Origin of the sequence: Paraburkholderia domus, assembly GCF_905220705.1 — a bacterium.
Taxonomy (GTDB): Bacteria; Pseudomonadota; Gammaproteobacteria; order Burkholderiales; family Burkholderiaceae; genus Paraburkholderia; species Paraburkholderia domus.
Map to the genome: position 1 here is coordinate 13,480 of NZ_CAJNAT010000044.1, position 23,192 is coordinate 36,671.

Here is a 23,192-nt window from a genome sequence, read left to right on the forward strand (position 1 = left end):
GCGGGCGCAAGCGTCCTAGTGCTACGGCTGAAGAGGCTTGACCGAGACTACATCCGGCACGCCGCCCGTTTCATCGGTGCGCAGTTTCACTCGCCAGTTGGGCGGCGCATCGAACGGAAATTTTGCCAGAGCGCTCTTTACGAGCGCCGGCATGGCATGCAGTGGATCGGCATCGCGATCGCTGCTGGCCGCGCTCACTTTGTAGACTTCCTGTCCGCTCGACCGCTCGAAAAACCGCAGCGTCAACGCGTGCTGATAAACGCGTCCGCCGAATAGCGAAAACGGCGGCTCGGGCGAGCGTTCGCACGCGCCAGGCACGCAATCCTTCGCACCCACGCCGACCGCCGCCGGCCGCGTGTCATACGCGATCGACAGTAAATAGTGCGCGGACTGGCCCGCCGTATCGACAAAGCCGTTCTTCGCGAGCTCATCACGCAGCATGGTTTCGAATTGCGGATGATCCGCGCTGGCATCCTGCGACGGCATGCGCGCAATCGTATAGGTGCGCTCGCCCTGCAGCACGGCCGAAGGGTTCGCCGTGTGCACGTCGGCGCTCAGACCCGCGCAGCCGGTCAGACTCAATGCGGCCAGCACGGCACAGATCAATATCGCTTTCGCCATTTTCTCGCTTCGATAAGGTGAGTGTTCATACGTCATGAGCGCGGCGTTGCAGACGCATCGGTCTGCGCTTCGTCGAGTGCCGGCAGGGAAATCGTAAATACCGTTCCCTTGCCTGGCGCGCTGACCACATCGACTTCGCCCCCATGCCGCGTCACAACGGTTTTGACAAACGCCATGCCGAGGCCCGCGCCGCCCACTTCCGGCCGCTCCGTCTCGTGAAAACGCCGGAAGCGCTCGAACAGACCCGCCTGTTGCTCCTCGGGAATGCCGTAGCCTTCGTCGCGAATCGTGCACGATACACGTTTTGTTGCGCCGGGTGCGGCGGTCTGCGCGGCACCAGCGAGACCACCAAGGCCACCAAGGCCACCGACGCTCTTCAGGCTGCACGTGATCCGCGTGTCCGGCGGACTGTACTTGACCGCATTGTTCAGAATGTTGACGAGCGCGCGCGTCATCAGCGAACGGTCGGCGCAGATCCAGTGGCCTTCGTCGGCAGCGGTCTCGCTGTCCGTATCGGTTTGCAGCGTAATGCGTTTGGCGTGGGCCTGCGGCCAGACCTCGTCGCTGGCGTCGATCATCAGTTCGGTCATGCTCACCGGCTCGAGCACATAGGCTTGCGATTCGGCGCGCGCGAGCTGCACGAAATCGTCGGCGAGCGTCAGCGCACGTTGGGCGTAGCGCTCGATGCGCTCCAGCAGCTCACGCGCGAGCACCGGCTCGCTGCGCGCCCGCTCGATCTCCACCAGCGCCAGAATCGAAGCCTGCGGCGAGCGCATGTCGTGCGACAGCAGCCGCAATGCGTCTTCCCGTTGGCGCTCCGCCGCATGCAAAGCCGATACGTCGACGAGGCCAGCGATCCAGCCCGTCGTCTCGCCTTGCTCGTTCGTGCAATTCGCGTAGCGCAGCAGATGGTCGCGCTCGTAGGCGTCGCGCACCTCGACGCCTTGCGCCATCAGCGAGGCGAACTCGTGACGCGCGGGATCGAGCAGCGCCGGCCACTGGGCATGCGCGAGCAGATTGTGTTCGGCGTCCGACGCCGCACCGTTGTCGATGGTCTTGACCAGCGTCAGCCCGCCCAGCACCGTCCGCATCGGCCGGCCTTCCGGCAGCGGCGCGCCAAGGCGCGCGAAATGCGCCTTGGCGGCATGGTTCGCGATCAGCACGATGCCCTGCACGTCGCTCACCAGGATCGGCTCGGGCATGCTGTCGAGGCTGTCCCACACGAAGCGCTTCATGTCCTGCACGCGCTGCGCGGCCTGCGCCATCAACGCCATATGCTGCTCCAGCACGTCGCCGCCGAATTCGCGGCGGCGCTGCGGTGTTTCCGGCAGAAGGTGCGGCTCGTCGGCGAGGCGTTGCAACTCTTCGCGCAGATAAGCCATTGTCATTTCAAGGCGCCGCCAGTTCCAGATCGGATACACCACGATCAAACCGAAGATCGCCGGCACCGGCGACATCCATAGCCGCGCGCCGTACAGCAAGGCCGCGCTGCCGGCCGTGGCGAGCGCACCCAACGCGACGGTCAGCACCAGCGAGCGGCGCGGCGACAGCACCAGAAAACCAGCGAGCAGCGCAGCAAGCGGCGCCAGCGACGCGACGAGCAGCACCCAGGGCTCCGCGGGCTCGAGCTCGCGACCGGTCAGCAGCGTATCAAGCACGTTCGCGTGAATATAGACACCGGGCAGCGGCCCCAGCTCACCGGACACCGGCGTAGCAAAGCGGTCGTACAAGCCGGACGCGGTCACGCCGATCAGCACGATGCGCCCGCGCAGCATGTCCGCGGGAACATCGCCCGCGAGGACGCTCGCAAAACTCAGCGTCGAATAGTTCTGCGCATTCAGACCGAAGGGGATCAGAAAGCGGCCTTCGCCTTCGTCATTAGTATTGGACTGCGTCGCGGCCCCGCTGGAAGCCTGCCCGTGCGGCGACTCATTCAACTGCAGCGCACCACGTTCGACGGCCTGCGCAACCGGCACCATCAATTGCGGCCAGCGCGAATCCGCGTCGCCCTCGAACCGCGCGACACTGCGCACAATGCCGTCGCTGTCGACTTCAAGATTGATATGCCCCAGTCCGGCCGCGGCATGCGCGAGCGGCGCCACCGGTTCGACCGCGACACGCCGGCCGGCGCTGTCCGGCGGCGTAAGCAGCACCGGCAGGTAGGTCGGACTCAGGGCGATCGCGCGCGCGAGCTGGGCGTCTTCCGGATTGGCCTCCGTGAAAAGCACGTCGTAGATCACCGCGGCGGGCTTCGCCTTCGCGATCTGCTCGAGCAACCTGGCGTGGACGCTGCGTGGCCACGGCCAGCGGCCAAGCTGCGCGATGCTGGTGTTGTCGATTTCGAGCACCACGATGTCGCGCAGCAACGGTTGCGCGCGCAGGCTCAAAAAACGGTCGTAGACCAGATTGTCGACGCTTGCGGTCAGCCGGCCGAGCGAGCTGAGCAGAATCACCGCAATGCCGAGGCAGCCGATTCCCACCCACTCAAGCAGGAAGCGGCGGCCCGCGCGCCGTCCGAGGCGGGCGCGCGGGTCGAGGCTCAGACGCGTGTGTGGGTTCGGCAAAGCGTGGCGTGGTTGAGAGCTAAGGAACGGGCTGGTCGTCGGCCCGGCCCCTGAATCTACCAGCGTCAGCGGGCAAGCGTAAACGAGCGGACGGCGCTGCTCTTCTCATAGAAGCGACCGTTTTCGAACTGCTCGGCGACGATCGTCCAATAGTAGACGCCGCCCGGCAGGTCGCTTACCACGAGCTGACCGCCCGTCAGATCGGTCCGATCGACGAGCGGATGGCGCAGGTCCTCGGTTGTGGCCAGCACGAAGCGAAAGCGTGTTTCGACCGTGGAGCGGCTGACGAACCAGCGGAACTCGTAGTCGCGGCTGCCGGCGCGCGGCCCCGCCGACGCAGCCAGCCCAAGTTGGCGTCGCTCGAAACCGTACACCTGCGGCAAGCCTTCGAGCCCGTTCGCGTCGATCGCGGCGATACGCACGAAATACGTGCCGTCGGCCAGATCGCCGAAGTCCGCATGCGGCGCGCTCACGCGCAGATCGCGGATCAGGTCGAGCTGATCGGCATCGCGCGCAATCTGCACGCGATACGCCACTGCGCGCTCGGCGGGGACGAGGTCGAAAGCAACGGTTTTGCCGTCCTGCACTTTTGCCGGTTCGGTGAGCGACGGCGCGGGCAGCAATGCCACCGGCCCGCCGATCGCGCCGCCTGCCCGCGTGACACTGCCAAAGCGTGCCTTGACGAGTTGCGCGGACGCCTGCAACGGCACGCCGGGTAGCGGCGCTGAGGCCTGACCATTGACGGCGGCCGGGTCGATGCCGACCGCGCCGTCCAGCACTTCCACCGCCGTGGTTCGCGCGTCGCCGTCGTAGGCGACCTTGAAGCGCGTACCGCGCACGCCCGCTACAACCGATGGCGAGCGGATCTGGAAGCGGTCGTCCTTTTTGGTGGCATGCGTAACCTGGCTGTCGACTTCGCCACGCTGCAAATCGAGCACGCGATCGCCCGAACCGGTCAGCACGGTACGCCGCAGCTTGCCGATGTCGAGGGCACCGTCTTGCGACACCGTGATGCGCGAGCCGTCCGGCAACTCCAGCGTGACGAAGCCGTTGTGGCCGGTACGGATGCGGTCGCCCTCGCCGAGCGTCGTGCCCGCCGAAAGCGGCGTATAAGGACCCTTGCCGAAAGCGTGCTCGGCCGGACCGCTCGTCGCGATCACGCGCGCCGACTCGGGATCCTGCCTGAGCCTGTCGGCCGGCAGGCGCAGCACGATCCCGGCCGGCATGCGGCGTGGCGCGGGCACATGATTCAGGCGGCTCAACATGGCCCAGTCGCCGGAGTCGCGCAGATAGCGGCCGGAGATTTCGTACAACGTGTCGCCGTCGCGGGTCACGTAGGACACATAGGCTGGCGCGGCCGTTCTGGTGCGTTGCTTCGGCGCGCCCGACGATTGCGCATCCGCGGATGCCGGCGCGAAGCACGTCATCGCGATCAGGCCAGTCGCCGCGAGTAGCGCGCCGACGCGACGGCCCGGTGAACCAGCGGCGCCCGCCGCTACCCCATCAAAAGAAACCGTCACGCATCCCCCGCTTCGGGGCGTCCTTCGGCCGCCGCTGGCGGCGTGTCGGATTCGATCCGCTCGAGCCGGTACCCATAGCCGTAGATCGGCGTCAGGCGATAGCCGTGCTCCGGGCGCAAGCCGAGCTTGCTGCGCAGCATCGACACGTGCGTGTCCATCGTGCGCGACGGAATGTCGGTCGCCTGCTTCCAGATCACGTCGAGAATGTGCGCGCGTGACAGCGGCCGGCTCAGGTGCTGGAACAGCAGCAGCGCGAGCTCGAACTCCTTCTGCGTCACGGCGACGGTCGCGCCGCGCGCCACCACGTGTTTCGCGCCCAGATCGAACTCGAATTCGCCGAAAACTTCTTTCGCTGCTGGCGGCTTCAGGTGATACGCCCGGCGCAGCAGCGAACCGACGCGCGCCAGCAGGACTGCCGCGGAGACCGGCTTGACGACGTAATCGTCCGCGCCGGTGTTGAGGATCGAGGTGATATCGGTTTCGCGGCCGCGGCTCGTCATGAACAGGACCGGCAAGCGCTCGGAGAGGCTTTCGCGCACCCAGCGCAGCACCTCTTCGCCCGACATGTCCGGGACGTTCCAGTCGAGCACGAGCAGGTCGAAGGTCTGACGGCGCAGCTGCCGCACCAGTTCGCGGCCAGCGCCATAAGCGTGACAGACGTGGCCGGCCGCCGACAGCGTTTGGCAAACAAGATCGGCCTGAGCCGAATCGTCATCCAGAACTGCAATTCTCATAGAACCCCGCAACGCGACATCATCCTTCGTAACTGGTGGCCGGTGAACCGGCAGATGGCCGGGATGACGGCGCTAGCACCGACGATCCAGCTTCCTGTTTTCATCTTTCGGCTGCACTCTTTTTCGACTAATGGTCCCTTGCCTTGCGCCCTGTTCAGCTCTGCTGCCGCTTTGTCTCGAAATTAGCGCGTATTTTGGCTTTAGAGCGCTGATTACCGAGGGGGCAGATCATGATAATCGAAAACGGCCCTTCTCTTTCCCGGATGCGATTAAGCTGGCGATCCGGCCCGGCTCGGGTATTGCGAGCCGCTCGGGGGGATTTTCCCTAACTTCTCTCAGGCTCTGCCTGTTATTGATATCGACCTCCATGGGTCGTTATTTAGTCCGGCTGGTCTCGCTCGCACGGTGATTGGTGGCCCCGCCTGCCTTTTGTCCTATAGGGCTGCGCCCCCAGCATTCGGGAAACAGCGATTTGACAATTTGCGAGTCAGTATAGGAACAGTCTCAAAATAAATCGTTTAAAGATTGTCAAAGCGCCAGTCCCGCAGTGCAGACAAATACTCGATACGCACTCGGCAGCCCCGTCGAACCGATCCTGGACACGCTTCCTGAAACCGTCACTCGCAGGATGGCATTCGACCTGCTGGAAAGGGTTGACCTTCCGGCCGGCGACATGATCCAAAGATGAGATTCATGTTGAGGGCCCTTGATCTGCCCTTGGTATCTGACCATCAACGCTGGCGGCATCAACACTGATGCACGCCGGCACAGATGGTCGCTCCGGTATCAAACATGCGTTTGTGCCGGGGGATGAACGGCATCATCGCGCCCAGCCATAGCTCGTAACCCTAACTCGCTGTAACCGCCACGTTGGCCCGCGCCTTATGCAATTTTTTGTAGCTGTCGATCAGGCGGTGGTGCCTATCGAGCCCCTCCAGCTTCATACTCGTTGGCGTCAGCCCAAAGAAGCGCACGCTGCCGTCCACTGTCCCCAGTACCGCGTCCATCCGAGCGTTGCCAAACATCCGACGGAAGTTGACCGCGTAGTCGTCCAGTTCAAGGTCATCATCGAGCATCACCTCCAGGACCACATTCAAGGCCTGGTAAAACAATCCGCGCTCGACCGTGTTGTCGTTGTACTGCAGAAAAGCTCCGACCAGCTCTTGCGCTTCCTCAAATTGCTGCAAGGCGAGATGAATCAGCAGTTTCAACTCGAGAACGGTTAGCTGCCCCCAGTCCGTATTTTCGTCAAATTCGATGCCGATCAAAGTGGCAATATCGGAGTGCTCGTCCAGCTCACTGTTCTCCAACCGTTCAAGCAATGCTGCCAAGGCGGCATCGTCCAGGCGATGCAAGTTCAAAATATCGGCGCGGAACAACAGCGCCTTGTTGGTGTTATCCCAGATCAAATCCTCTACCGGGTAAACTTCCGAATAACCGGGCACCAAAATCCGGCAGGCTACGGCATCCAGCTGGTCATACACCGCCGTGTACACCTCTTTGCCCATGTCTTCAAGAATACCGAACAAGCTTGCTGCTTCCTCGGCATTGGAGTTTTCACCCTGGCCCGAAAAATCCCACTCAACAAACTCGTAATTCGCTTTGGCGCTGAAAAAGCGCCACGACACCACACCGCTGGAATCAATGAAGTGCTCAACAAAGTTATTTGGTTCAGTCACCGCGTTACTGACAAAGGTGGGCTGAGGTAAATCGTTGAGACCCTCAAAACTGCGCCCCTGCAGCAATTCCGTCAGACTCCGTTCCAGCGCCACCTCAAAGCTTGGGTGCGCGCCGAACGAGGCAAAGACACCGCCTGTCCGCGGGTTCATCAAGGTGACGCACATCACCGGATAGGTCCCGCCCAGCGACGCATCCTTTACCAGCACCGGAAAGCCCTGCTCTTCCAATCCCTGAATCCCGGCCAGAATGCCAGGGTATTTCGCCAGCACTTCGTGCGGCACATCAGGCAATGCGATTTCACCTTCCAGAATTTCGCGCTTTACCGCCCGTTCGAAAATTTCGGACAGACATTGCACCTGCGCTTCGGCCAGCGTATTACCGGCACTCATGCCATTGCTGACGTACAGGTTTTCGATCAGGTTGGACGGAAAATACACCACCTCGCCATCCGACTGGCGCACATACGGCAGCGAACAGATACCGCGCTGCACATTGCCGGAGTTGGTGTCGATCAGATGCGAGCCATACAACTCGCCATCGGGGTTGTAAATTTGCAGGCAGTACTCATCCAGAATCCCAGCCGGCAGTGCATCTTTAGCGCCAGGTTTGAACCAGCGCTCGTTCGGGTAATGGACAAACGCCGCGTTGGCGATGTCTTCGCCCCAAAACGTGCCGGCGTAGAAATGGTTGCAATTCAGTCGCTCGATATACTCTCCCAACGCCGACGCCAACGCGCTTTCTTTGGTCGCTCCCTTGCCATTGGTAAAACACATCGGCGAGTGCGCATCGCGGATATGCAGCGACCACACATTGGGAACAAGATTGCGCCACGAAGCGATTTCAATCTTGATGCCCAGTGCCGCTAAAACGCCCGACATATTGGCGATGGTTTGCTCCAACGGCAGATCCTTGCCCGCAATATAGGTGCTGACGTCAGAAGCCGGCCTCAACGTCAGCAACGACTGAGCATCGGCATCCAAGTTCTCAACCTCTTCAATTACAAACTCGGGCCCGGCTTGCACCACTTTTTTCACCGTACAACGGTCAATGGAGCGCAAAATTCCCTGGCGGTCTTTGGCAGAGATATCCGCCGGCAACTCAACCTGAATCTTGAAAATCTGTTGATACCGGTTTTCCGGATCAACAATATTATTCTGCGACAGGCGGATATTTTCAGTAGGGATATTGCGAGTTACGCAGTACAACTTCACAAAGTAAGCTGCACACAAGGCCGATGAGGCCAGAAAATAATCGAAGGGACCTGGCGCCGAGCCGTCGCCCTTATAGCGGATAGGCTGGTCGGCCACTACCGTGAAGTCATCGAACTTGGCTTCAAGACGTAGCTTGTCGAGAAAGTTGACTTTAATTTCCATGGGGAAAATCCAAAAATGGTGCTCAAAAAAATATAAAGCGCTGTAAAAAACAGCGCTTTACTAGCCAGTCAACTGGCAAATGATGTTTCCTGGCGGGAATTCTACTCCCACTCGATTGACAACCACCCGCCGGGGCCGGGCGGTCCCGTTCCTCACAACGATTGGAACAAGGGTGAGCGGCTTCCGGCGGCGTACCGTGATCGTCATTACGTTGTCGACAACTGGCGCGAGCTCGGTCTGCAAGCGCCGCCTCGCGGGTATCAGTGGGTAGGAGTCGACGGGGACCACGTACTCGCCGCCGTCGCGACGGGCGTCATTGCCAACGTCCTGCTTGCCGCGTCGGCTCGAAAACTTCACCGCCCGCTTTCGATCTCGGGCATCGGCGCAAATAGCGCGTCGAGATCGTCGTCCGAGAACTTGGCGGCGCCGGCGGCGTCTTCGGAGAGAATGCTGTCGGCAAGTCCCGCCTTCTGCTCTTGCAACTCCACGATCTTTTCTTCGATGCTGCCCGCCGCAATCAGCTTGTAGACGAACACCGGCTTGTCCTGCCCCAGCCGATGGGCGCGGTCGGTCGCCTGATTTTCGGCGGCCGGGTTCCACCACGGGTCGTAGTGAATCACGGTATCCGCGGCGGTCAGATTCAGGCCTACACCGCCGGCCTTCAGACTGATCAGGAACAGCGGCACCTCGCCTTGCTGGAAGCGTTCGACCGGCGTGATGCGGTCCGCCGTGTCGCCGGTCAGGATGACATAGGGAATCGCGGCTTCCTCGAGCGCGTCGGCAATCAGCGACAACATGCCGGTGAACTGCGAGAACAGCAGCACGCGCCGTCCTTCCTCGATCAGTTCAGGCAGCATCGACAGCAGCAAATCGAGCTTGGCCGAGCGCGTAATGCGCGCGCCCTTTTCGACCCTTTCCGCTTTTTCCGCTTTGCTGCGTTTCTCACCCGGTTCGCCCTGTGTCTCGTCAACCTTGATTTTCCGCACGAGACGCGGATCGCAGCAGACCTGGCGCAGTTTCAACAGGGCATCGAGCACGATAATGTGGCTGCGCGCGAGACCTTGGGCGCTGACTGCCGCGCGCACCCTCTCCTGCATCGCCGTGCGCACCGTTTCGTACAGGTCGCGCTGCGCGCCTTCCAGATCGACTGAACACACAATGGTGGTCTTGGCCGGCAACTCCTTCGCGACTTCGTCCTTACGACGGCGCAGCATGAACGGCCGGATGCGGCGCGCCAGCAGCGCGCGGCGCACACCGTCGCCGTTCTTCTCGATCGGATTGCGCCAGCGTTTGGTGAAGTCTTTCTGGCTGCCGAGAAAACCCGGCAAGAGAAAATCGAACTGCGACCACAGTTCGCCGAGGTGATTCTCCAGCGGCGTTCCCGTCAAACACAGTCGATGCCGCGCGCGCAATCCACGAATCGCTTGCGCGGCTTTGGTGGTGGCATTCTTGACGTACTGCGCCTCGTCGAGGATCAGCAGGTGATAGTCATGCTCGGCGAGCACCTTCTGATCGCGCCACAGCAGCGCGTACGTCGTGAGAATCAGGTCGTGCTCGCCGATCTGCTCGAAACGTTCCTTGCGCTGCGGCCCGTTCAATACCAGCACCTTCAGTTCAGGTGCAAAGCGGCGCGCTTCCTCGCGCCAGTTGTGCACGAGCGTAGTCGGCACGACGATCAGCGCGGGACGGTCGAGCCGCCCCGCCTCTTTCTCCGCGAGGATGTGCGCGAGCGTTTGCACGGTCTTGCCGAGCCCCATGTCGTCGGCGAGCACGCCGGCCAGATCATGTTCGCGCAGAAACTGCATCCAGTTCAGGCCCTGCTGCTGATACGCGCGCAACTCCGCCTTCAGGCCACGCGGCACCGGCACCTCGTGCAAGCCCGGGCCGGCCTGTAGACGCCGCGCCAGCTGGCGAATCGAGTCGTCGCCCTGAAATTGCCAGCGGCCCGTGCTGCTCAATGCTTCGAGACGACCGGCATCGACGGACGGCACGCGCAGCGGCGCGCCGTCGGCTAACGAGCCGCCCAGTGCGTCGAACAGGTCGACCAGCACGCGCACCACCGGCTTGAGCCGGTCGGCGCGCAGACGCAGTCGCTTGTTTTCTTCGGTCTTCAATTCGATCGGCTCGTCGTCGGCGATGGCTTCGAGCGCGCCGCCAAGCCAGCGACGGTCGCGCCGGAACAGATCGGCAAGCAGCGGTTCGAGCCGCACATTGCGCTCGCCGATGCGGATGCCCATCTCCAGATCGAACCAGCCGTCGCCCGCCTGCTGCGCAGTGCCGTCGATCGCGTCGATCTCGATGACGTTGTAGCGGAAGTCCGGCGCCATCGTCACGCGCCAGCCTTTGCTCACGAGCTCAGGCACGGCGTCGTTGACGAAGCCGGACCAGGATTCGGCATCGGGCAAGCCGAGCATCGTGTCAGGCAGAAGCCGCGACGCGTACACGCGGCTGGTCGGGACCTTCTGCAGCCCGGTCTTGCGCAGTTCGAGCAAACGCTTCTTCTCGGCTTCGTAGCGTCGGCGGATCTGGATGACGTCGCCGCCCGGCACCGGCACGAGTGTGACGCTGCTGTCGACATTGATGCTGACGCCGTCGTAATCGAAGCTGACGCCGGCCAGTTCAACGGCCTCGGATTTGCGTTGGCCCGCCTTGGCCGTAGACGGCAGCGCATGGCTGTTGAGCATCAGCACCGGCACCGGATCGACGTCGATTACACGAATCGAGGAAGCGTCGTGCGTGGGCGGCAGCGGCAGATCGGGCGCAATCTCGCGCAGCACCGAAGCGACGAGCGGCGCTTCGGCGAGCGAGATCGGCGGCATGGCGAGGTAATCGGGCAACTGCTGGAACGGCAACGACGACTCGACGATGCCTGCTTCGTTGGCAACGCCGTCCACGTACCAGACCGGCTCGGTGGGCAGCACCATGGTGGCGCGCGGCTCAGTGCACAACACGGGCCGCAGGCGTTCTTCCGCCAGCGGCTCCCATTCGATCCGCCCGGGACGGTCGGCGGCGCGCGACAGCGGAGTCGGCCCGTCATGCCCCGGCGCCGGTTTGAACTCGAAGAACAAACGCCCCGTGGCGATCAGCTTTTGCAACATCTCCGCGCCGCTCGTGCCGCGCAGAACGAACTGGCCGAAGTCCTCACGGGAACGTCCGAGCCACAGGCCGCGCAGGATCGACAGGTCTTCGTCGGAGACGAACCTGGGTTGCTTGAGCAGAGCCGCTTCCACGTTACCCCAAGGCTCGTCGACTTCGACGATCGTGCCGTCCGGATTGCAGCGCGCCCGGTACAACACGACCTCATGACGCATGTGGAATTTGGACCAGTTCAGCAGATAGGCCAGCGTTTGGGTACGCGCGGCGCCCGCCTTCTGGACGACCGCATCGGCGGCCTCGGCACGCGCGCGAAAACGCTCCAGCCAGCTGACCAGTTCGGGGCGCACACCGGACGGCGGCTGCACGGCCGCTCCGGACGGTGCCTGCGCGGGGTGTTCATCGGAGTCGATGTCGACGATGGCGATGTGGTCCATCTCGTCGTGATACTCGAGCTCGGCGAGCAGCAGCGCGGCGACATGCTTGCAGTTGCGGCCGACGGGGCAAGTGCAGTCGCTCTGCGCCCACGGCCTGCCGCCATCGGTACGAAACCGCACTCGCGTGTGGTACGGCAGCACGCGGGTGCCTTGCACGTAGCCGCTGAGCGTGGCGCCGTCCCATTTCACGCTCGTGACAGCGCCGACCGAACGCGCCTTCGCGACAGTGTGGTCACCCAGCCATTCCGTAATCCGTTCCCGATCGAAGAAAACTGACGACATCAGGGTCCATTCCTTTTCAAGCCGCCAAAGGCGGCCATGCGCCGACACAGAAGCGGCGCGGCAGGCGATGAATGACGACTGCCCGCGCAGTTTCGGTCCGGCACAGATTGCGTGTGATAACCCGCCATTTTACGCGTTGAACGCAATTGGCTGTGGAGGCGGATTCGAAGGCGGCGTATGGGACGAAGGGCTTGGCTTGGCTTGGCTTGGCTTGGCTTGGCTTGGCTTGGCTTGGCTTGGCCTAGCGCGCCGGGCCGGTAGGCGCCCCGACACTGACTTCCAGACCTGCTGTGGCAAACACCTGGGCAAGCGCGGGCGCCGGCGCCTCGTCGGTGACCAGCAGATCGACCGCGTCCGGGCCGAAAGCGTGTACCAGCGCGCTATGACCGAATTTCGCGTGATCCGCCGCGACGACGCGCCGCTCGGCCTGTGCAAATGCGGCGACCGAAAATGCGACGTCAGCGGGCAGCGCGTCCATGAAACGGCCCTGCATGTCGATCGCGGTAACCGAGACGATCGCGTAGCGCACATGGAACTGCCGCAGGAAGGCAAGCACGCTGTCGCCAACAGCGGCGGAGTCGTCGGCGCGCAGTTCGCCACCTGCGATGAACACCCGATTGCCGTTACGTGGCGCCAGCACGCGGGCGACTTCGATGGAATTGGTCACCACCGTGAGCCGCGAGCGAGCCGCGAGCGCCTGGGCGATATGCAGGCAGGTTGTACCGCCCTCGAGAATCAGCGAATCGCCATCCCGCACCAATTCGCTGACGCGTGCGCCAATCGCCTGCTTACCCTCACGGCTTGCCACCATACGCCGCTGGAACGGCGGCTCGTCGAGACGCTCGGGCAGCATGATGCCGCCGTGGACCTTGATAAGCAGGCCATCGGCGATCAGCGGCTTGATATTGCGGCGGATGGTCTCGTCGGAAACCTCGAAGCGGCCGGCGAGATCGGTGATCGTGCAGGTGCGCTGCTCGCGGACGAGTCGCAGGATTTCGGCTTGGCGTTCGGTGGAGAACATAGGATGGCGGCAAGGATGACGGCGCCCAGTCTAGCAAACACCTCATCAATCGCCAAGAAATCTCAACCTATTCCCATACAAACCCACATACGGCACTCTGAAGCTCAGCCCGCCCTCACCTCGGCCAGCAGCTCCGGGTGCCGATCCAGCACCTTCAACAGTTTGATGAGAGCGAGCGGCGGCCTCGTCTTGCCATTCTCGTACCGCGAAAAGGCGTTCACCCCGCCGCCGAAAATTTCCGCTGCCTCGCGCTGGCCCAGATCGAGTTTCTTGCGTACGGCAGCAATAAATGCGGGATCCACTTGCGACGCATGCGCCTCTTTGTTGAAGGCCAGCATCATTTGCCCCGTGCGGGTCGCTTCGTCCATGTCGAGCACCGCTTCGTCGCATGCGGGGCAATAGTCGCCAGTGACGGCCTCGAAGATGGCCGTCTCCCCCTTGTAGACATAGCGCATATTGCGCGTATCGCGCACCAGTTCTGCCGCTCCGCAGTTCGGACATTTCATGCTTACCACTCCTTGAATGACACGACGAGGACGCCATCAACCACGGTCATTGCGTTCACCGCGCCTTTTGATCCCAGATCAGCCAAATCGATCGTTGCTTTTTGCCAATTTTTGTTGCAATCTACGCACACTAATTCAACTCATTTCAACACATGTCCACACCCATTCCTGCCCACGCCCGCGTCGTCATCATCGGGGGCGGCATCATTGGCTGCTCGGTCGCCTACCACCTCACCAAACTGGGTTGGACCGATGTGGTTCTGCTTGAGCAGGGCCAGTTGTCATGCGGCACGACCTGGCACGCGGCCGGCCTCGTCGGCCAGTTGCGCGCGCAGGAAAGCATGACCAAACTGATCCGCTATTCGACCGCCCTCTACGCCGAACTCGAAGCCGACACCGGCCTCGCAACCGGCTGGAAGCAATGCGGTTCGCTCTCGGTGGCCCGCACGGCCGAGCGGATGACGCAACTCAAGCGCACTGCCGCCGTCGCGCGCGCCTACGGCGTGGCGTGCGACGTGATCAGCCCCCAGGAAGCCGGCGACCTATGGCCGGTGATGCGCACCGACGACCTGCTCGGCGCCGTCTGGCTGCCCGGCGACGGCAAGGCGAATCCCACCGATCTGACCCAGGCCCTCGCCCGCGGCGCGCGCACGCGCGGCGCACGCATCGTCGAGAACACCCGCGTCACGGCGATTCACACGCGCACCGCGCAAGACGACAAGGCGAATGGCGCGCGCGAAGTCAGCGGCCTCGCGTGGCGCAACAAGGACGGCGAAGAAGGCACGATCGGCGCGGACATCGTCGTGAATTGCGCGGGTCAGTGGGCCAAGGCGGTCGGCCGCCTGTGCGGTGTGACCGTGCCCCTGCACTCGGCCGAGCACTACTACATCGTCACCGAGCGCATTGCCGGCGTGCATCCGGACCTGCCGGTGATGCGCGATCCGGACGGCTTCATCTACTTCAAGGAGGAAGTAGGCGGCCTCGTGATGGGCGGCTTCGAACCCAACGCGAAGCCGTGGGGGATGAAGGGTATCCCGGACAATTTCGAATTCCAGTTGCTGCCCGACGACTGGGATCAGTTCGAAATCCTGATGGAAAATGCCCTGCAGCGCGTGCCCGCGCTCGAAACAGCGCAGGTGAAGCAGTTCTACAACGGCCCCGAATCGTTCACGCCGGACAACAACTTCATGCTCGGCGAAGTGCCGGAGTTACGGCGCTTTTTCGTTGGCGCGGGTTTCAATTCGATGGGGATCGCGTCGGCAGGCGGTGCGGGTATGGCGCTCGCCGAATGGATCGTCGCGGGCGAACCCACGATGGACCTGTGGCCGGTCGACATCCGCCGCTTTGCGCGCTTTAACGGCAACGATACGTGGCTGCACGATCGCGTGAAGGAAACGCTCGGCCTGCACTATGCGATGCCGTGGCCGAATCGCGAACTCGACAGCGCGCGGCCGTTTCGCCGCTCGCCGCTCTATTCGCTGCTGCGTGACGATGGTGCCTGTTTCGGCAGCAAAATGGGCTGGGAACGCGCCAACTTTTTCGCGCCGACACCTGCCGAGGCTCAGATCGATTATGCGTTCGGCCAGCAGAACTGGTTGCCGTGGAGCGGCGCCGAACATCGCGCGTGTCGCGAAGGCGTCGCGTTATTCGACATGACGTCGTTCTCCAAATTTCTCATCAAAGGACGCGATGCAGAGAGCGTATTGCAAGGCATCGTCGCCAACGATGTGGCGGTGCCGCCCGGCACCACCATCTACACCGGCATGCTCAACGAGCGCGGCACCTACGAATCGGATTTCACGCTCACGCGCCTCGCCGACGATCAATATCTGCTCGTCACCGGCACCGCGCAAACCACGCGCGATTTCGACACCATCGAAAAAGCGATTCCACGCGACAAGCACTGCACGCTGGTCGACGTCACCGGTCAATACGCCGTGCTCGCCGTGATGGGTCCGCGTTCACGCGAGTTGCTGCAAAGCGTTTCGAAGGCCGACTGGAGCAATGAAGCGTTTGCTTTCGGCCAAAGCCGCGAGGTCGATCTCGGCTATGCCACGCTGCGCGCCACCCGCCTCACCTACGTCGGAGAACTCGGTTGGGAACTGTATGTGCCGGTCGAGTTCGCAGTCGGCGTGTACGAAACGTTGCAACAGGCAGGCAAGGCGTTCGGTCTCGTCAACGCGGGCTACTACGCGATCGACTCTTTGCGCATCGAAAAAGGCTACCGCGCGTGGGGCCGCGAACTAACGCCGGATACGAATCCGTTCGAAGCGGGCCTGTCATTTGCCTGCAAGCTCGACAAGGACATCCCGTTCCGCGGCCGCGATGCGTTGCTGAAACTGCGTGCCGAACCGCTGCGCCGCCGGATGGTGGTGCTCACCGCCGACGGCGCCGCCCATCGCATGCTGTGGGGCGGCGAAGCCATTCTGCGTGACGGCAAGCCGGTCGGCTTCGTCAGTTCGGCGGCGTTCGGCCACACGCTGGGTTGTCCGGTGGTGATGGGCTATATCAACAATCCGGACGGTGTTGCCGATGCGGCGTATCTGAACGGCGGTCAATACATGATCGATGTCGCCGGTGATCTGTTGCCGGCGACCGTGCATCTGAAGGCGCCTTACGATCCGCGCTCGGAACGGGTGAAGAGCTAACGGCCGCCGCGCGCCATACTCGAGAACACCCCATCGCGGCGGATCAAGCCATGAAACAACGCCGCCGCGAGATGCAACAGCACCGTGGCGAACAACGCGAATGCGAGCCATGTATGCAGTGCACGCAGCAAGGCGAACAGTTCGACGTTGTGCGGCGCGATCGGCGGCAAATGCAGCGGTCCATATAGCGTCACCGGATATCCCGCTGCGGATAGCATCGCCCAGCCGATCAATGGCATCGCCGCCATCAGCGCATAGAGGACGAGATGCGACATCCTGGCGGCGATGCGCTGCGGCGCTGGCATGTCTACCGGCAGCCGCGGACTGCCGCGCCTGATACGCACGCTTACGCGCAGTATCACCAGCAGCAGCAACGCAATGCCGAGCGGCTTGTGAATCGCGATCAGCGTGGTATGCGCACGCGACACGGTCGCAACCATCCCCACCCCGACGAACAGCATCGCCACGATCAGTGGCGCCATCGTCCAGTGGAGAAGTCGCGCGAGCGGACTGAAATGTGCGTATGTCGGTTTCATGACCGGCTCCCGTTAGTCTGCGTTTGATGAATCGCCGGATGCAGCGCTTCTTCACGCGTGCGTCGCTTGTATGACAGCGCGTAAGCAGCCGAGCGTGCGGCGAGCAACGGATCGTTCGAAGGCCGGATGCCCGTCGGCAAGATGGTCGGATCGAAGTTGACGTCGCGACACGTGCCGTCTTCCTGCGAGGTCGTGTGATCGATCACCAGCGTGCCGGCGTCGATATGCTGACGATCGTCGGGCCATTGCATCGTCGCGTCGTCGATTGGGTCACCGGGCTGCGCGACCGTCAGGATCAGATGCCAGCGCAAGGGTCCACTTTGCAGGCGATTGTTGAGGTCGGCCTCGAGGAAATTTTTCTCTGCCTTTTGCGCATCAGAGATCGGCGCATACGGCGTTTCAGGCACCATCGCCCAACGCACGGCGCGCGTATTGCCTGTCCTGTCGGTAAACAGGAACGCATTGATGCTGTAGTACGCGCCATTCGCCAGACTCGATGACGGCGGATGCGCTTTGACCCATGACAGAAACGGTTTGGTTTCCGGATTCGCGGCATAAAACGCTTTCAGTCTGGCCGGGTCCGGTTTGCCGGTCGCGGTATCGGGTTTCGCCGCAAGCAGTTGCTGATAAAACTGTTCGGGCGTATGAACAGCGAATACAGGCGTCGAATTCATTCCGGTACGCCATTGCTCGCCATTCTGCAACTGGAACAGCAACGCCATGCTGCGCACGGGAGAGCTCGTGTCGGGCGCCGACGGGTTACCGCCCGGCACCGCAAACCGGCCCGTGACCGGCGTGCGGCCAGCGGCGAACACTGTCGCGCGCGACAGTACCGCACCGTCGCCGTTACTGTCGAAATAGCCCTCCACGCACAGGCCCTTGGCATGGTTGCGGCGGTAGCCGGGATGCGGCTGGCCTGCCACCGCTTCGAACGTATTGATGAAACGCGGCGCAGTGAGCCGCGCGGGCGTCAGCCAGCCCGCCGTATAGGCAAAGCCGCCAGCAAGAACCGCAACGACGGCGCCGATCGCGGCGAGCCGGCAAGGCACGCATAGTGGCTCAGCATTGGGAACGGATGGTTTTGTCACGACAACTCCTTGACTCTCGGATAGATGCACTCATCGGCTAACACCGAATTCAGCGATCTATTCCAATCCGATATCCGGCGCGTCCATCCGCTGCGCGCGCCGGATATCGATCTCTTCAATTGACGCCACCGGCCGCCGCGCCGCCGCCTGCGACGTGGCTCGCGGCGGCCGCCTTTGCAGCAAGTGCAGCCTTGTGCTGCTCGACCTGCTGCGCGAAGACAGGGCTCACATCCGGATACGATGCATCAGTCACGTAATCAAGACCGTTCTGTTGGGCTTCGATCAATTCCTGGTACACCTGAGCACGTGTCTTGCCTTCTGCAAAAGCGCTCGACGAAACGGCAAGAATGACGACAGACAATGCGGCAAAAGCGATCTTCTTCATGATGAACTCCAGTGAGTTTTGTGCGGGTTTGCATGAGGGAGAACCACGTTCTGCCGGCTTTTATTCCTGCGTTTTCACTTCAGAAAAAACATATCCCGAATGTGGAAGAAAACAGCATGTGAACTGGTTTACCTGTCGTTGAGCTGTGTCATAACGACGTGGTGAGCGCATCGAAAATGGTGTGGAAAACGCATGGAATAAACGCTGTGCTGCACGTGTTCGCCACTCGATAGCTGAAATCCGACGAACGCCGCCACCATGATCTCAACCGACGCCCCCTCTGACTCGCCGCTTTCCGAAGCCGACATTCAGGCCTACGCCGATGGCACGCTGACGCCGGAACGTGCCGCATTTTTGCAGGACTATCTGGGCAAGGATCCCGCGGAAGCACGCCGTGTGGCTTTCTACGGCAGGCTGAACGCGCAGATGCAGCAGGCGTTCCAAACAACTGACGAGCCCGTTTCGAGCCGTGCCGAAGGATGGCGCGGCGCACTCGCCCGGCTGAAGACCACAAGGCGCCCCGGCAAAATGGTGAATGCGCTCGCGGCGCTCGTTCTGATGCTGGTGGCCGCGAGCGGCTGGCTTGCCGCCACCCAGGTGTCACTTCAGGCGCTTAACAATGCCGCTGTGATGGCGCTGGCAGAAACCGCGTCCGCCCAGTATTCCGCCGCCTCGCCGACGCGAACCGACGTGTCGGCGCCTAACCTCGCCGCGATCGGATTGCGACTCGTCGATCAAAGGGTTCTATCTCTCGGCCCGTTCCAACGCGCCAGCGAATTCATTTATCTGAACGGGGACAACCGGCCCGTCGTGCTGATGTCCACCCTGGCGCTGCTGGCGCCGGCCCAGCCGCAGTGGGCCGCGCGCCGGATCGGCGAGATCCGTCTGCTGACCTGGACGGCACAGCGGCAGCACTTCGTGGTCGCCGGCGACGCCCGCACCCACGGCCTGATGCGTGCCGCCGACGTCATGACCATGCGGTAAGCCCTCTCCAGCTTTTCGCAACACTACAAAAAACAACGGAATAAAATGCGCCCACGCGTGTTTGCACCTCGAATGCGCGTGGTGGTTCAATCGACGGCCGCCCACCCGGCGCCCCACGAGAAGCCCCACGACTGGGATAGAAAATGGATGTCCGTGACGAGTTGATGGAGCATGTGCCGCGTTTGCGGCGCTATGCACGAGCGCTGATCAACAATCGCGATCTCGCCGACGATCTGGTGCAGGACACGCTCGAACGCGCGCTCGGCCGCACCGGCATGTTCCAGCCCGGCACCGACCTGCGTGCATGGCTGTTCACGATCATGCATAACGTGTTCGCCAATCAGGCGCGCAAGGCTTCGGCGCGCGCCGTCCACGTGGCGGTCGACGACGACAGCGTCCACGAAAGCGAATTTGCCGTGCCGTCCGATCAGACCCGTTCGCTCGAAATGCGTGACCTCGACTACGCGTTGCAGCGCCTGCCCATGGAGCAGCGCGAAGTCGTGCTGCTCGTCGGTCTCGAGGAAATGAGCTACGCCGACGTGGCCCTCGCGCTAAACATTCCGATCGGCACCGTGATGTCGCGCCTTTCGCGCGGGCGCGAGCGGCTTCGGGCATTGATGGCGGGCACGCAGCCCGGTGCAAAATTACAGGTGGTGCGATGAGCGACCAACACACGCCGATCGGCGAAGAAGACCTGCACGCGTACGTGGACGGCACGCTGTCCGACGCACGACGCGTCGAGGTGGAGCGCGCGCTCGAACAGAACCCCGAGTTGGCCACACGTGTCAGCGATTATTTCTCGCTGAACAACATGTTCCATGAACGCTATGACCGCGTGTTGAGCGAGCCTGTGCCCAAACGGCTGCAGGCGCCTTTGACCAGTAGGCGCCGCTGGCGCATTGCCGCCAACTGGCCGCAGTTCGCCGGGATGGCCGCGGCACTGGTGCTGGGCGTCGGCATCGGCGTGGGCACGCATAGGGGGCAGGACGTCATGGCGCCCGTCGCCGGGCACTCGGACACGCGCCCTGTTAGCGCGGATAGCGCTGAGGGTTTCGCACGGCAAGCCGCGGTGGCACACGTGGTTTATATGCCCGCTGTCGACCGTCCGGCCGACATGAATGCCGATCACGAACAGGATTTCGTGCAGTGGCTGTCCAACCGGCTCGGCACCAACGTGCATCCGCCGATTCTTTCCAAGAGCGGGTTCAACCTGTCCGGCGGCCGTCTGTTGCCGGGTGCCGACGGGCCGACCGCGCAATTCATGTATCGCGGGCCGAACGGCGAACGCGTGACGCTGTGCATTTCGCATCGTCAGGTGAACGCGAACACCACCGCGTTCAAGCTGTATCAGGACGGCCCGGTGAACGTGTTCTACTGGGTGGACGGCGATTTTGGCTATGCGGTGTCAGGCGGGATCGATCGCAAGCAGTTGTTGCAGCTTTCGCATGACGTGTACTCGCAGTTGACCGGTGCCGCGCCGGGTTGAGATGCCGCGCCGCGTCGCGATAAAGGGTTCAGTTTGCTGAACCGTTGCCGCGATCGAGCGACGCGGCGCGCATCGCGTCGCTCGGATTGGTGAAGAACTGCTGGCGCAACTGTGCGACCTGCGCGTCGCGTTGTTGAGGCGGCAAATCCTGCTTGTCGATCTGCGCGCGCTGGTTCGAATAGTCCGCATAGCGGGCTTGCCAGGCGTCGTCGGCTTGCTGCATCTGCACGACGCGTTGCGCCGCTTCAGGCCCAAGTGTCTGCGTGATCTGCGCACGCATCGCATCGAGCGAACCGCCCTGTTTCTGCGCCTGACCAATCGCGTCGAGTGCGGCCTGTTGCTGACGCGCGCGCTCGTGGGCCGCGCGTGTTTCCGGCGGCAGTGCCGCGTCTAGCGCAGCGAAACGCGCCGCTTTCTGCGCGGCGCTCAACGAGCCATCTGACGCGATGCGCAGGCGCGCCAAATCCGTGTGTCGCTGCTGCGATTCGACGCCGAAGAATGGTTCGTTCCATTCGCCCATCAAGCGGGTCCCTAACGCGTCGCGCTGGTCGAGCGAAAGTTGCAGCGCGTCGAGGTCCGGCCTGGCGCCGCTCTGTCCTGGGGTTGGCGCGGTTTGTGGCAATTGGTCGAGCGCCGCGCGATACTCGTTGTAGCGCTGCCAGACGGTCACCGCTTCGTCGGCAGCCGGTATGCCGTCGAGTTGCGCGGCGATCTGGCGACGCACCAATGCGTCGAGCGTCGCGGCGGAGATTTCATTTTGCGTCGTCAGGAAATAATCGAAGAAATCGCGGACCGCACGGGTGCGCGCGAGGTGACCGTGTCCATCGGTTGGCAGATGCGGCGGCGTCGAACCGTCAAGCGAAGCGGGCAATGCGCCGGCCATCGACGTGCCGGCGGCCACGTCCTTGCTCAAAGCGGGCGTGGATTGCACAGAGCTCGTTGCATTCACCGCGTGCAAGGCTGACGCATCACGCGCGGACGGCGGGCGGTTCAGCCACAATGCAGCACCGGCCGACACTGCGCCCACCGCTACGAAAACCAGCCACTGACTCCGTGCGCTGCCCCGCTGCCGATCCAATCGCCGCATCCGTTCACACGCCTTGCGTCTTCAGCCGGTTTGCCTGCGTACGAATCACCGCCACCGGATCTGCCGCGTTCGCACCACGCACGCCGAGCAACTGGTTGATTTCGTCGAGATGGTTCCACTTATAGCTGGTGCCGAGCACCTTGCCGTAGAGCGCGCTGCACACCGAGACAAGACCGTCGTTCTGCCCCGACTGGCGGCTCAGCATAATCGCGCCGGTGCCGTACAAAACGAGTGTCGACGGATCGAGGACGTCGGCGGAATCGATTAGCGCAACACTGGTGTCGGTGGCGCCGGGAATGCCAAGCACCGAAGTCGGCTGAATCGCATTGCCCGCCCACGAGTACAGCAGATGCGTGTTGCCGTTGACGGTTTCAGTCGCCGCGCCAGTTTGACATGAACCGGGCGTACCTAGACCGGCACTCGGATAGCGCAAGTTGTATGCCGCGGCGTTGGCCGTGGTCAACGTTTGCAACGCGGCCACCGCATTCTGGTTCGTGTTGTTGTTGCTACTCGTCAGGATGCCGAATATATTCGCAAAGGCACCGATGATGGGTGTCGAAAGTCCGGTTGGGTCCTTTTGCAACGCGTCCCGCACGAAGTCGGCGAACTCCGAACCGCGATGCGGCGTCCCGATCGTGGTAACCGAAGCGACGAGTTCCGGCGCTACCGCCGCAACGTAGCGCGAGGTCAAACCGCCCTGGCTGTGGCCGATCAGGTTCACCTTCTGCGCGCCGGTTGCGGCCAGGACCTGCTTCACGTAAGCGAGCAGCTGTTCGCCGCGGCCGTTCGGACCGTCGTCGCTCTGAAAGCCCGAGAGGTTCGCCACATACACGGTTGCGCCGTGCTGCTGAAGGTCGGACTGAATGCCGTACCAGTAGTCGAGCACGCCGAGATATTTGTCGGTCCCTGTGAGGCCATGCACGAGGATGATCGGATAGCGGGTTGCCGCGTAATCGTCGGCGCTGGTGTTTGATGTTGCGGCGACCGCGCGATCGATGCCGACCGGCGTGGCGAGTGTCAGCAGAATGGCGAGCGGAGCATTTGCGACAGCAGCAGCGATCGCCCAGGCGACGATGCGAGAACCCTTCGATTTCGACATGTGACGGCCTCCGGTTGCGAAGTCCGCGTATTTAGCTATACAAATCGA

The 23,192-nt window shown here is 62.7% G+C and carries 17 protein-coding genes and 1 pseudogene; 5 read left to right on the forward strand and 13 right to left on the reverse strand.

Translation table 11 applies throughout. The annotated features are described in order from the left end of the window. Positions 1-21: 21 nt before the first annotated feature. The 5 genes from KHO31_RS36345 to KHO31_RS36365 form a co-directional block, all read right to left on the reverse strand. Positions 22-621 carry a DUF4136 domain-containing protein gene (locus KHO31_RS36345; protein WP_236060916.1) on the reverse strand — a complete coding sequence of 200 codons (600 nt, stop codon included), beginning with the start codon at positions 619-621 and terminating at the stop codon, positions 22-24. 32 nt (positions 622-653) lie between these two features. Then, entirely contained in the window at positions 654-3,185 is a 2,532-nt protein-coding gene (locus KHO31_RS36350) for a CHASE2 domain-containing protein (protein ID WP_211625701.1), read from the reverse strand. A 65-nt stretch (positions 3,186-3,250) separates the two neighbouring features. Continuing rightward, the gene (locus KHO31_RS36355; protein WP_201078358.1) at positions 3,251-4,705 is read right to left on the reverse strand and encodes a FecR family protein; all 1,455 of its coding nucleotides are present in this window, start codon (positions 4,703-4,705) and stop codon (positions 3,251-3,253) included. After that, positions 4,702-5,439 carry a response regulator transcription factor gene (locus KHO31_RS36360; protein WP_201078356.1) on the reverse strand — a complete coding sequence of 246 codons (738 nt, stop codon included), beginning with the start codon at positions 5,437-5,439 and terminating at the stop codon, positions 4,702-4,704. The genes KHO31_RS36355 and KHO31_RS36360 overlap by 4 nt, the downstream gene beginning before the upstream one ends. A gap of 848 nt (positions 5,440-6,287) precedes the next feature. Then, entirely contained in the window at positions 6,288-8,492 is a 2,205-nt protein-coding gene (locus KHO31_RS36365; protein ID WP_201078354.1) for an OsmC domain/YcaO domain-containing protein, read from the reverse strand. Positions 8,493-8,624: 132 nt separating this feature from the next. Between KHO31_RS36365 and KHO31_RS36370 the strand changes: the two are divergent. Continuing rightward, positions 8,625-8,828: pseudogene (locus KHO31_RS36370) on the forward strand (RcnB family protein); the annotation flags it as partial. Positions 8,829-8,845: 17 nt separating this feature from the next. On the opposite strand, the gene KHO31_RS36375 reads toward KHO31_RS36370, so the two are convergent. The 3 genes from KHO31_RS36375 to KHO31_RS36385 form a co-directional block, all read right to left on the reverse strand. Continuing rightward, positions 8,846-12,304, reverse strand: coding sequence for a DEAD/DEAH box helicase (locus KHO31_RS36375; RefSeq protein WP_211625708.1), 3,459 nt, complete (start codon positions 12,302-12,304; stop codon positions 8,846-8,848). A gap of 241 nt (positions 12,305-12,545) precedes the next feature. After that, positions 12,546-13,325 carry a DeoR/GlpR family DNA-binding transcription regulator gene (locus KHO31_RS36380; protein ID WP_201078350.1) on the reverse strand — a complete coding sequence of 260 codons (780 nt, stop codon included), beginning with the start codon at positions 13,323-13,325 and terminating at the stop codon, positions 12,546-12,548. 104 nt (positions 13,326-13,429) lie between these two features. Further along, positions 13,430-13,831: a type II toxin-antitoxin system MqsA family antitoxin gene (locus tag KHO31_RS36385; RefSeq protein WP_211625711.1), complete on the reverse strand. Its 402-nt coding sequence runs from the start codon at positions 13,829-13,831 to the stop codon at positions 13,430-13,432. A gap of 152 nt (positions 13,832-13,983) precedes the next feature. Between KHO31_RS36385 and KHO31_RS36390 the strand changes: the two genes are divergently transcribed. After that, entirely contained in the window at positions 13,984-16,479 is a 2,496-nt protein-coding gene (locus KHO31_RS36390) for a GcvT family protein (protein WP_201078346.1), read from the forward strand. Here the strand turns inward: KHO31_RS36390 and KHO31_RS36395 are convergent. The 3 genes from KHO31_RS36395 to KHO31_RS36405 all read right to left on the reverse strand — a co-directional run bounded on the left by KHO31_RS36395 (position 16,476) and on the right by KHO31_RS36405 (position 18,488). Further along, positions 16,476-17,015 (reverse strand): cytochrome b, encoded by a 540-nt coding sequence (locus KHO31_RS36395; RefSeq protein ID WP_201078344.1) that lies wholly within the window; start codon positions 17,013-17,015, stop codon positions 16,476-16,478. The genes KHO31_RS36390 and KHO31_RS36395 overlap by 4 nt on opposite strands. Further along, positions 17,012-18,103, reverse strand: a complete 1,092-nt coding sequence (locus KHO31_RS36400; RefSeq protein ID WP_201078342.1) for a catalase family peroxidase — start codon at positions 18,101-18,103, stop codon at positions 17,012-17,014. Before KHO31_RS36400 ends, KHO31_RS36395 begins: the two co-directional genes overlap by 4 nt. 115 nt (positions 18,104-18,218) lie before the next feature. Continuing rightward, positions 18,219-18,488: a DUF4148 domain-containing protein gene (locus KHO31_RS36405; RefSeq protein ID WP_201078340.1), complete on the reverse strand. Its 270-nt coding sequence runs from the start codon at positions 18,486-18,488 to the stop codon at positions 18,219-18,221. Between the two features lie 258 nt (positions 18,489-18,746). Here KHO31_RS36405 and KHO31_RS36410 point away from each other — a divergent pair, with 258 nt between their 5' ends. The 3 genes from KHO31_RS36410 (at position 18,747) to KHO31_RS36420 (ending at position 20,958) form a co-directional block, all read left to right on the forward strand. After that, positions 18,747-19,472, forward strand: coding sequence for an anti-sigma factor family protein (locus KHO31_RS36410; RefSeq protein ID WP_201078338.1), 726 nt, complete (start codon positions 18,747-18,749; stop codon positions 19,470-19,472). A 143-nt stretch (positions 19,473-19,615) separates the two neighbouring features. Beyond that, complete coding sequence (locus tag KHO31_RS36415; RefSeq protein ID WP_054036380.1) at positions 19,616-20,134, forward strand: sigma-70 family RNA polymerase sigma factor; 519 nt, start codon at positions 19,616-19,618, stop codon at positions 20,132-20,134. Beyond that, complete coding sequence (locus KHO31_RS36420; protein WP_211625713.1) at positions 20,131-20,958, forward strand: anti-sigma factor family protein; 828 nt, start codon at positions 20,131-20,133, stop codon at positions 20,956-20,958. The genes KHO31_RS36415 and KHO31_RS36420 overlap by 4 nt, the downstream gene beginning before the upstream one ends. Before the next feature lie 28 nt (positions 20,959-20,986). Here the strand turns inward: KHO31_RS36420 and KHO31_RS36425 are convergent, their stop codons facing one another. Further along, positions 20,987-22,045, reverse strand: coding sequence for a lipase secretion chaperone (locus KHO31_RS36425; RefSeq protein ID WP_201085425.1), 1,059 nt, complete (start codon positions 22,043-22,045; stop codon positions 20,987-20,989). A 4-nt stretch (positions 22,046-22,049) separates the two neighbouring features. Beyond that, positions 22,050-23,144 (reverse strand): triacylglycerol lipase, encoded by a 1,095-nt coding sequence (locus tag KHO31_RS36430; RefSeq protein WP_201108691.1) that lies wholly within the window; start codon positions 23,142-23,144, stop codon positions 22,050-22,052. Positions 23,145-23,192: the final 48 nt, after the last annotated feature.

Coding starts and splice junctions, on each gene's coding strand:
- KHO31_RS36345 (WP_236060916.1), bottom strand. CDS start 621: ATGGCGAAAGCGATATTGATCTGTGCCGTGCTGGCCGCATTGAGTCTG.
- KHO31_RS36360 (WP_201078356.1), bottom strand. CDS start 5,439: ATGAGAATTGCAGTTCTGGATGACGATTCGGCTCAGGCCGATCTTGTT.
- KHO31_RS36365 (WP_201078354.1), bottom strand. CDS start 8,492: ATGGAAATTAAAGTCAACTTTCTCGACAAGCTACGTCTTGAAGCCAAG.
- KHO31_RS36375 (WP_211625708.1), bottom strand. CDS start 12,304: ATGTCGTCAGTTTTCTTCGATCGGGAACGGATTACGGAATGGCTGGGT.
- KHO31_RS36380 (WP_201078350.1), bottom strand. CDS start 13,325: ATGTTCTCCACCGAACGCCAAGCCGAAATCCTGCGACTCGTCCGCGAG.
- KHO31_RS36385 (WP_211625711.1), bottom strand. CDS start 13,831: ATGAAATGTCCGAACTGCGGAGCGGCAGAACTGGTGCGCGATACGCGC.
- KHO31_RS36390 (WP_201078346.1), top strand. CDS start 13,984: ATGTCCACACCCATTCCTGCCCACGCCCGCGTCGTCATCATCGGGGGC.
- KHO31_RS36395 (WP_201078344.1), bottom strand. CDS start 17,015: ATGAAACCGACATACGCACATTTCAGTCCGCTCGCGCGACTTCTCCAC.
- KHO31_RS36405 (WP_201078340.1), bottom strand. CDS start 18,488: ATGAAGAAGATCGCTTTTGCCGCATTGTCTGTCGTCATTCTTGCCGTT.
- KHO31_RS36410 (WP_201078338.1), top strand. CDS start 18,747: ATGATCTCAACCGACGCCCCCTCTGACTCGCCGCTTTCCGAAGCCGAC.
- KHO31_RS36415 (WP_054036380.1), top strand. CDS start 19,616: ATGGATGTCCGTGACGAGTTGATGGAGCATGTGCCGCGTTTGCGGCGC.
- KHO31_RS36420 (WP_211625713.1), top strand. CDS start 20,131: ATGAGCGACCAACACACGCCGATCGGCGAAGAAGACCTGCACGCGTAC.
- KHO31_RS36425 (WP_201085425.1), bottom strand. CDS start 22,045: ATGCGGCGATTGGATCGGCAGCGGGGCAGCGCACGGAGTCAGTGGCTG.
- KHO31_RS36430 (WP_201108691.1), bottom strand. CDS start 23,144: ATGTCGAAATCGAAGGGTTCTCGCATCGTCGCCTGGGCGATCGCTGCT.